The 9,024-nt window shown below is 36.5% G+C and carries 12 protein-coding genes; all 12 read left to right on the top strand.

What is annotated here, in order from left to right:
* The first annotated feature begins 66 nt into the window (after window positions 1-66).
* On the top strand, window positions 67-687 hold the full coding sequence (locus ACJMMI_RS10200; protein ID WP_405355431.1) for a hypothetical protein: 621 nt from the start codon (window positions 67-69) through the stop codon (window positions 685-687).
* Window positions 680-1,627 carry a hypothetical protein gene (locus ACJMMI_RS10195; RefSeq protein ID WP_405355430.1) on the top strand — a complete coding sequence of 316 codons (948 nt, stop codon included), beginning with the start codon at window positions 680-682 and terminating at the stop codon, window positions 1,625-1,627. The genes ACJMMI_RS10200 and ACJMMI_RS10195 overlap by 8 nt, the downstream gene beginning before the upstream one ends.
* Window positions 1,628-1,639: 12 nt before the next feature.
* Complete coding sequence (locus tag ACJMMI_RS10190; RefSeq protein ID WP_405355429.1) at window positions 1,640-2,203, top strand: hypothetical protein; 564 nt, start codon at window positions 1,640-1,642, stop codon at window positions 2,201-2,203.
* Entirely contained in the window at window positions 2,200-4,290 is a 2,091-nt protein-coding gene (locus ACJMMI_RS10185) for a hypothetical protein (RefSeq protein ID WP_405355428.1), read from the top strand. Before ACJMMI_RS10190 ends, ACJMMI_RS10185 begins: the two co-directional genes overlap by 4 nt.
* Before the next feature lie 41 nt (window positions 4,291-4,331).
* Entirely contained in the window at window positions 4,332-5,954 is a 1,623-nt protein-coding gene (locus ACJMMI_RS10180; RefSeq protein ID WP_405355426.1) for a hypothetical protein, read from the top strand.
* A gap of 2 nt (window positions 5,955-5,956) precedes the next feature.
* Window positions 5,957-6,301: a hypothetical protein gene (locus ACJMMI_RS10175; RefSeq protein WP_405355425.1), complete on the top strand. Its 345-nt coding sequence runs from the start codon at window positions 5,957-5,959 to the stop codon at window positions 6,299-6,301.
* A gap of 10 nt (window positions 6,302-6,311) precedes the next feature.
* Window positions 6,312-6,650: a hypothetical protein gene (locus tag ACJMMI_RS10170; protein ID WP_405355424.1), complete on the top strand. Its 339-nt coding sequence runs from the start codon at window positions 6,312-6,314 to the stop codon at window positions 6,648-6,650.
* A complete protein-coding gene (locus ACJMMI_RS10165; protein WP_405355423.1) occupies window positions 6,640-7,092 on the top strand; it encodes a hypothetical protein in 453 nt (150 codons plus the stop codon). The genes ACJMMI_RS10170 and ACJMMI_RS10165 overlap by 11 nt, the downstream gene beginning before the upstream one ends.
* A 12-nt stretch (window positions 7,093-7,104) precedes the next feature.
* Window positions 7,105-7,329 carry a hypothetical protein gene (locus ACJMMI_RS10160; protein WP_405355422.1) on the top strand — a complete coding sequence of 75 codons (225 nt, stop codon included), beginning with the start codon at window positions 7,105-7,107 and terminating at the stop codon, window positions 7,327-7,329.
* Window positions 7,262-7,525: a hypothetical protein gene (locus ACJMMI_RS10155; protein ID WP_405355421.1), complete on the top strand. Its 264-nt coding sequence runs from the start codon at window positions 7,262-7,264 to the stop codon at window positions 7,523-7,525. Before ACJMMI_RS10160 ends, ACJMMI_RS10155 begins: the two co-directional genes overlap by 68 nt.
* A gap of 12 nt (window positions 7,526-7,537) precedes the next feature.
* Entirely contained in the window at window positions 7,538-7,879 is a 342-nt protein-coding gene (locus tag ACJMMI_RS10150; protein ID WP_405355420.1) for a hypothetical protein, read from the top strand.
* A gap of 3 nt (window positions 7,880-7,882) precedes the next feature.
* Window positions 7,883-9,024, top strand: a 1,142-nt coding sequence (locus tag ACJMMI_RS10145; RefSeq protein WP_405355419.1) for a hypothetical protein, incomplete at its 3' end; no start/stop codon positions are given.

Here is a 9,024-nt window from a genome sequence, read left to right as displayed (position 1 = left end):
TCAAACAACATATGATTTTAATGCTCACGAGCTTGATTATTTGAAGTTTGGAGAGTGATTTAAGAAATGAGCAATAACACAAATAAGGTATTAAGAATTTGTGCAATCGTGGTTGTGGTGCTTATTTTAGTCGCTGTTATTGCTTTTATAGCTATAAATGTAGTAAGAGAGTCGCAAAAGGCGAATTTCTACTTAGTGCATAATGGCACACAAATTACAGAAAGCACAAATGAAATGTTGCTTGAAAGAGGAACACCTGAAAAATTTGAAATAGCATATTTTGAAGGTATGGAAGAAGAAAAACAGGGCTATTACGTAACTGTTGAATGTATTCCGGGCGGCAATAATTTCTATTTCAAAATCCAAGGTCAAGACTCTTCATTTTATGCAACAAAATCCGACGTAACAGAGTTCTTTGAAATTGATAAGCAAGAGGAATATTTTACTATTACTCTTGATGAAGATTATCGAGCTACAGATGTTATAGAGTGGGTTTATTCAGACAAGAGAGTTTACTTCCCGGAGGAAGTGGACTGCTCAAAAGCCTTCTTTCAAATCGTAGTTTACTTAGAGGATGGCACAAGCGTATATAAAATGCCATTCAGATGTGAATATGTGGCAGAAGGTATCAACATAGACAAAGGAACAGTACCAGACTATTTCGGAGGAGGATTTAGCAATGAATAAGATAGCAGGTATTATAATAGCTATTTTAATCCTTATGGTAGTGGGCTTAGGAATAGGACTTTTTGTACAAGCATCTCCTGATGAACCTGACAAATTGGGTGAAGTAGTAGAGCCTACACCTTTGGATGAACAGCTTAACATGGAAATGGAGAATAGCGAACATATTGAATTGCTCGCAGCTCCTATGACAATCGGTGAAAATTGTGTAACAAAAACACTCACCGCAGTTATTATTCCAGCAACAGCAGAGGACAAAACGGTAGATTGGAGTGTAGCTTGGGGAGATACAACCAAAACAGAAAATGTACAAGATTACATTAAGGTTGTACCAACAGGTGATGGCTCAAATGTAGCAAATGTCAACTGTTATAAGCAATTTACAGGTGAAATCATAATCACTGTAACAACAAGAACTGGCGGTTTCAAGGCTAAATGTACAGCAACATATATTGGTGTACCTACAAGCATTAAGGTAAGTTCAACACTTACTAAAAATAGCAATAACACTTATGAAATTCAGCCTAATTCAACAGCATCATTCCTTATTGAACAGGAAAGCATTTTAGGTGATGTAAAAGCGGGTGGTTACAACAACTATGAAATCACTACAAAAGGCTTCGGTTCAGTAATTCTCGGCTATTATGAAACATATAGAAGCGGTGGCGAGAATTGGTATGATGCAAGTGATGAAATCTATAATTATGAAGATTTGATGGAGAATTACATCACCATTAAATTAAGTGGCAATTCTGTTCAAGTGGAAACACACGAACCGATTGAAGATTATTACAAGTCAGTTAGTGTAATTGACGGTGGCAGAACAAGAGCATATAAGGACAAATTCCGTTCTTACGTAAGCGATTGTTACGTTTTAGTTACTGTAACAGAAAAGACTTCTGGTCTTTCAACAAGCTTTAAGGTAGCAGTTGCTAAGCAGTAAGGAGGCGAAAGAATGAAGGTTATAACATTTATAGTCAAAATTCTTATCGTTCTTATGCTTTTAGTTGCGATAATGGGAGTTATCGTATATTTTGGCGGCTATGACTTTTTCGTAACTTGTGAAGGTGAAACCATATTTGACGTGGGTGGAGGCTTCACGGTATCAAAGGACGAGCCGTTAAGGGTTGATGTAGGATATGTAAAGGCGAATGGTGGAAATGCGGAAAATAAAGGCTATTCAGTAAGAGTCGTGCCTAATCCGATAAATGGAAAGGACTTCGATTTTGTAATGAATAACGCAATATATTCCTTCCAAGCAGAGCCGGACTTAACTGATGGTTTTATTATCGAGGAACACGATACATATTTTACAATCGCTCCAAAGGGTGGCATTACTCAAATTTTAAGAGCAGTACACCCTAATTCAGCAGTAGAAGATTGCAGAACCAAAGCATACGACAATATGTATTCTATTATCATTTATTCAAATGATGGAGATAAGTATGTAAAGGTTAATTTTTCAATCGTAGAAAGCCTTGAGGGTGTAGAGCTTGACAAGGAGGCGATTCAATTTTGATGCACGCAAGAGTGGTTAAAAAGATACTGCTCGGCGTAATCGCAATGCTACTTGTACTCATATCGGTATTCGTTACCCCTATGAGTATAGTGGCAGCATCAATAAGTGAAGAGTCGAGCAGCCCAGATTACAGTAAAACAAATGTGCTTGACGATTTAAGACACTGCACAATAAATGGTAAACCCTTTAATATTGCCGATTTCCCTTATGATGAAAATAAGGATATACAGGTAATAAGCTTCGTAGAATATTGCTATTCTTACAAGGCGAATCAAAGAGATAATTATGGCTTGTATGTTTATGTTTACAATCCAAAAGGCTTAGATTTGTCTAAGAGCCAGAATTTTAACAAAATTCAGATGGCAATATCCTTTAATGGCGAGGGTAAACCAAATGATTATTACAAATTTCCATTGGAATTTTGTTCAAGAGTGGAAAACGGCGATTATAAAAACCTTTTCTACAAATTTAAGGTAGTTGACAAAGAGGTAAACGGAACGCATTTTGCTGATAGAGTAAATTCAAATGAACGTAAATATTATGTTTCGGGAATTGAGCTTGCAACATATACAAGCGACAATGCAACCGATTACCCGGTTGGAGGCACTTATGTTTTCACGGGATATGCAAAGGGCTACGGACCTGATCCGTTAGCTTCAAGCACACTTGATTGTGATATTGAGTTTCTTGAAACAATAAGCCTTAATGTAAAGCATACATTTTATCGTTCAATGACATCTGCACTTGGCGCAGGACACCAAAATCAGCTTGACACAGTATATTTTTCAGTCCCTAAAAAGTACATTGATACATATGGTAAATTACAGAGAATAAAAGCAGAATGGTATGAGTACAAAACAAAGGAAATTGTAGTAACAAGTAATTCGGATTTTGCAAATGAGGTTAGAAAATTACTTGGTGTATATGCCGAAGAAAGTAAGGATTGGTATGACATTATTCCACAAAGAGAAAGGCTTGATAGTGATTACGGTTTAATGGTGGATTGGACTATGCAAGAAGCAAATTTAGCCTTATGGGGATGGAATGTTGGAGAAATATTTCAAGTAACACAAGATCCATGCCCTGCATTGTATTACCTTTTTGAAGTGGATAACATAGGAGAATACGATCCATATGCTGATTTGAAAGACATTGGTGGAGTACAGAGCAATGCACTCTATGAATGGATAAAAACATATAACAAATCGTATAAATTCGGAACGTTGCCAATAAAAGAAGGTAATATAAGTGCTGATTTATTTGAGAGTGATATTGACGAAAGCAGAAAATTAGATAGTATATATGGAAAAATTCAAAATGGATATAGCTATTATGATTTTGATGCAGACGTTGATTTACAGGTTCTTAATAGCTGGTCGAGTACATCACCAAGCTTTTGGGATAACTGGATGAATTTCGGCTTAGGAGCAGCCTTTTCGGGTGGTCCAAACGAGGAAAGTAAAACTGTAGCACCTATATACATTCTCAAAGAAAGTGATTTAGCTGGTGATGATAAAGAAATTGCTGAAAGATTACTTGTAAATATAGAAGATGTTGACGATATAAAGGCAGAATATAAAAATGCTAAAACTCTTGTATCGGTAACTGATGAAGAGTGTGAGGTTGTACTTTTTAGATTTGCTACAAGCGATTACTATTCTAAGCCTGCAACTATTCTTATCGACAATGGTGGTTTCTTATGGTCGGACAAAACGATAAACGATGAAGCATATGTAGCACAAGAAAGTGTTTTCTTTGACTTTGACATTATTCAACTTACATTTCAAAGGGATGGCGTATATACAGTAATTCCTGTTGTATCAAGTCCGATTGATATTGTAAACGATATAACACCACCAACCGACCATAGTGAAGATGCGTGGTGGAAAATCCTCATAGCAATTTTAATACTTATTCTTTTAGTATATTTGCTTTGGCCGGTTCTCCCACAGGTTATTTCACTTATCATATCCATTTTTAGATGGATAATTAAAATCATTCTGTATCCGTTCAAGCTTATAGGTAAAGCCTTTAAGAAATCAAGGGACAAGCCTAAAGAGGACGATATAGACACAAACACACAATAAATTTTGTATGGTAACGGAATTGTTACCAAGAAAGGAGAAAAATGAAAAACACAATAACAATTATTTTAGCAGTAGTTTTAGTTATTGCTTTAATTGGAGCAGTAGCAATTTTGTTCAAGCCTGATGTGCCTGACACGTCAACTGATACCAGCACCGATACAAGCACGGATTCAAGCACTGATAAGCAGCCCGATAACAATGATGACGATCCGGGCATCGGTCCTCAAAAGCCACCTATCATTTTGGTAGAGGATGTTGAAGAGCTTACAACTGCTCTTACAAGCATTGAAAACGGTGCAACAATAGAAATTCCTTCAAGCATTGAACTTACTGAAACACTCAATATTGGAAATAAGGATGTAACATTCATATTTTCCGAGGATTTTGACAAAACAGTAAGCGTAGAGCTTGAAGAGGGTAAGCTTACCATTATGAACGGTCATTTTAACGGTATTGATATTGGTGGTAAAGGCACACTTATTCTTGATAATGTAATGTCTTTAGCAACAACCGAGGGAGATAGCGGTTTAGCACTCCTTGATGGTGCAGATATCACTGTAAAAATCGTAGGTAATGTATCACTTACCGGTGCAAAAGACGGTGATGGTATTGAAGTACCTTACGGAACTAAGCTCTTGCTCACAGGAGATAGCCTTGTAGCAGTAGGAAATAACGGTCTTGAATATTTGGCAATAGATGGCTATGGCAACACAGATGATGAAACATATCTAAATAAGAGGGGTAGTGGCATAGGAAATGCCGTCAAGAACATAGGTTCACTAACCATTAAGGATATGGCTTCACTTACAGCTAAGGGCTATGGAAACAAGGCTTTTGGTATTGGTGGTGGAGATAAATCTGTTGTAACCATTGAGAATACCGTTATTGAATACGCAAAAGGCGGTTTTGCACAGGAAACATTTATTGCAAGTGATTTAAGCTATGGCAAGGCAGAAGCCGAAGGTGGTTGTGCTATCGGTGTAGGTTGTGGTGTTGATGGCGACTATGACTCTGGAATGCTCAAAATGAAGAACGTAACTGTTAAAAAGGCAGACGGTGGCTCAAAATCAGCAGCTATTGGCGCTCTTTATTGGACTGCGGTAGATATTTCAATCGTAGATTGTAATTTCGACCAAATCACAGGTGGAACTGCATCAGCAGGTATTGGTGGTAGCCGAGTATATAAGGGAGTAAGCAAAGACCAGTATGTAAAGATTTTCATTGATAATTCTAAGATTAACGTAAAAGGCGGTCAGTATGGAGCAGGTATAGGCTCAGGTTATGACTGTTATTGCCAGACAAATTATGGCGTTACTTATATAGAAATTATCGGTGAAGATACAGTTATCAACGCTCAAGGTGGAATTAACGCAGCAGGTATTGGCACAGGACACCATAGTGCAGGACTTGCGGGATATATTTCAACCGATTGTAAGGTAACTGCAAAGGCAGGCGAAATGTTCATTTATGAAACTGAATACTCAAAGCCACAGGATATTGGATATGGTATGTGTAAGCCTACAAATGAGCTTGCAAACGTAGCATATGTATTTGATGTTCAGGGTAATGTGGTAGAGCAGCCAATTTTCTTACCTTTACCGGAAGATAATGGCGGTTCGGAAAATCCCATTCCCGATATAGACGATAATATTCAGGAGGTGTAATTATGGCAGACACAACATTTAAGGAAAAGGCATCCCAAACATGGGGTATGGCTAAGGAAACAGGCAAAGAAGCGTGGCAAAAGACAAAAGAAGGCACGAAGAAGGCTTGGAGTAAAACAAAAGAAGCAACCAAAAAGGGTTGGGAAAAGGGTAAGAAAACTTACGGTGAAACCAAAACTGATTGGAAGGCTTCATATAATGTAGGTTATAGCTCTGGTGTAAATGACTATGAGCAGGTAGCAACACGTTTCGGTAGCAAGTTTATGGCAACAGTTGGTTACAGAAACGGTCTTAGAGAAGCACATAGAAACGCTAAATACTTAAAGAAGCTCAATAAAGAGCAGTAAGAGGTAATCTATGGCTTTCAAGGCGTATGATTTTAAAAAGCACTTCGCTTACATAGCAGATGTGTTAGGGGATGAAGTGACGTATGATAATTTATCTTTATACCTTGATAGCAGGCTTTTTTTAAGAAACGAAAAAGACGGTAATTTTGCCCAGATTGTTTATCTCACAAATGACAGATTCAGAGTTGTTCTGTGTCTAAACAAACTGGGCTGTATCGTCCATACAACATCAAAATATTTTGAAAAGTGTATAGATTTCTTAAAGGACAACGCCTTTGTATCAACGGAAACTATACGAAAATGGAAAATAGAAAATACGAAAATAAAGGAGATTTATAATGAATTCTAATATGGTAAAAATTTTACCTTTTTTCGCAAAGGTAATAAATACGTTTGAAAAGGAGTTTTTATTTTCAAAGCCTCATTTTGAGAACGGAACCCTGCTTATGCAAAAGATAGGATGTGAGAGCACAGTTATGGTAAGTAACATCTGCTCAGATAAGTATTTAATGACAATTACGATTGGTGAGGGTATTCTTAATATTGATATTCTTGTAACCACACCTGAGGAAATGGTTGATTACATGAAGATGTATATGCCCTTTATAGAAGCTTTTGTTGATTGTGATGAAAGTTGCTGTGAGGATTGTGAATGTTGCGATTGTGATGATGATTGCGGATTTTGTTGTGATTGTGATGAGCCTTTTTCATACACGGTTAATATTAACGAAGAGGCAATTTTTGCAGCATTTGAAGAGTTGGCTGAGTCCAAAGAGAGAAAATTGAAATAAGGAGAAGTAAAGATGATAAGATTTTTTGTGGTAGTAGCAGAATATGACTATCCTGTTGCTGTTCAGGAGTATCAACTTAGGGGAAGAAAAGTATTACATAGCTTTATGGCGAAAGACTTTTTAGAAGCAGTTGAAATTAAAAATAAATGGGCGAAGGAGAGTGATTTTTGTGTTCGGTTGGCTCAAAAGAAGGCGAGAGCTGAAAGAAAGCCAAGCTCAGCATCAGAAGAGAGCTAAAATTCTTGATGAACGAAACCAAAGGGGAATACCAGACCCGGATGATTGGATAAATTTTGAGTATCATACAAGGATTTTTGAAAAACAAAAGAAATTAAAGCGTGTGTTGACACCTGATGAAAAGAAGGTTATCTACAAAGAATCTTCAAATGACGTCTTTGATTTCGTTGATAAAAACTTATTCTCACTTAAATAAGGGGGATAACATATGAAAACAGTAAAAAGAATATTGGCGATTGTATTCTTGGTGCTGTTAATATGGGCTATCGGCTATCTGGTACATACAGGTAGCCGATTGTTTTCTAATAACAGTAATGAGGATGCTTTCAGAGGGACGTTTTATGAAGTAAATAATAAAGAGTATTTTTTAGAGATAACGGACAAGCTTGATGCTAATTTTTATCACCAAGGTGTAGGAAAAAAGCTTATATTTCAAGAGTGTAAAGACGGTGTTTTAACTTATTTAGACGGAGAAACAGAATATAAGTTTGCTATGCTCCCAGAAGGCTTATACGACCTGCAATTAAGAGTTGTTTTAAGGGGGTGTTAGTGTATGGAAAGACGATATAGAGTTATAAATATTGTCCTTACGAGCCTTATAATCATATCCTTTGGTTTACTTGCGTTCTTTGTATATAAAGAGTCGTATATGCGAGTTGGAGAAGCCTTTGCTGACTTATGGAATAGCCTCAAATTCTTTGTAAAAGAGGTGTTTATGTTAGATTTTGAGGCGAAACCTACTGTGTTAGATTATTCAAAGGTTTTGGAATGGCAGAAAATTCTCCCGGAAGATTGGAGCAACTTCGCTTTTAAATTCAAGACATTTTTCAGTTTGTTTGCAACAGGCGAGAATTTCAATTTGTATATGGATGGCGTTGGAACGGGACTTGCTAACTTTTCAAAATCACTTGTAATAATTATTCCTGTTGGCTTAATTTTATGGCTTATAATCAAGGCTATTTATAGCAAGGGCAACGTAAAGCATAATAAGGACACATTACCATTGAAGCTATATAAGGGCATAACAAGAATTACAGTAATACCTGTTCGTAATTTTTTGCGACAGTATATAAGATTTTATCGTAGCAATCAAAATCTAATGACTTTTACTATAATTATATGGCTTTTAAATTTTAATTTAATAACCGTTTTGGTAGAGTTTTTAGCTTATTATTTCTATTTTGTTGTTACTTATGAGGTAGCAACCATATATACGCAAATCGGCAAGTTATTCATTGATTTACAGGCTATATTCCTTCATGTGCCGCTATGGATAATTCTAATATTTGTTATCAGATGGCTGCACAACAGAAGAAAAGCTATGGCTAAATCACACTTAAGGCATATGGAAGCTCGTAATTGTGGTTTTATCAATGAACTTTCAATCGTAAATATGGCTTGTGGCTCTATGGGTAAGAAAAAGACAACGTTAATTACCGATATGTCGCTCTCTCAAGAGGTTATGTTTCGACAAAAGGCTTTTGCACTTTTACAAAGTAATGATATGAAGTTTCCGAACTTTCCTTGGATTTTGTTTGAGGACGAGCTAAAGAAATGTATTGAGTACCGACAAGTGTATAACTTAGCAACAATTAAGGACTGGGTAAAGAAGAAACAAAGGCGATTTGAGAAGCATGGAAACAGCAAATTACAGCTTTATGGATATGATATATCACGGTATGGTTTGTATTATAA

Source organism: Ruminococcus sp., assembly GCF_045129435.1.
Lineage (GTDB): Bacteria > Bacillota > Clostridia > Oscillospirales > Acutalibacteraceae > Ruminococcoides.
This window is presented reverse-complemented; position numbering and strand designations above follow the sequence as displayed.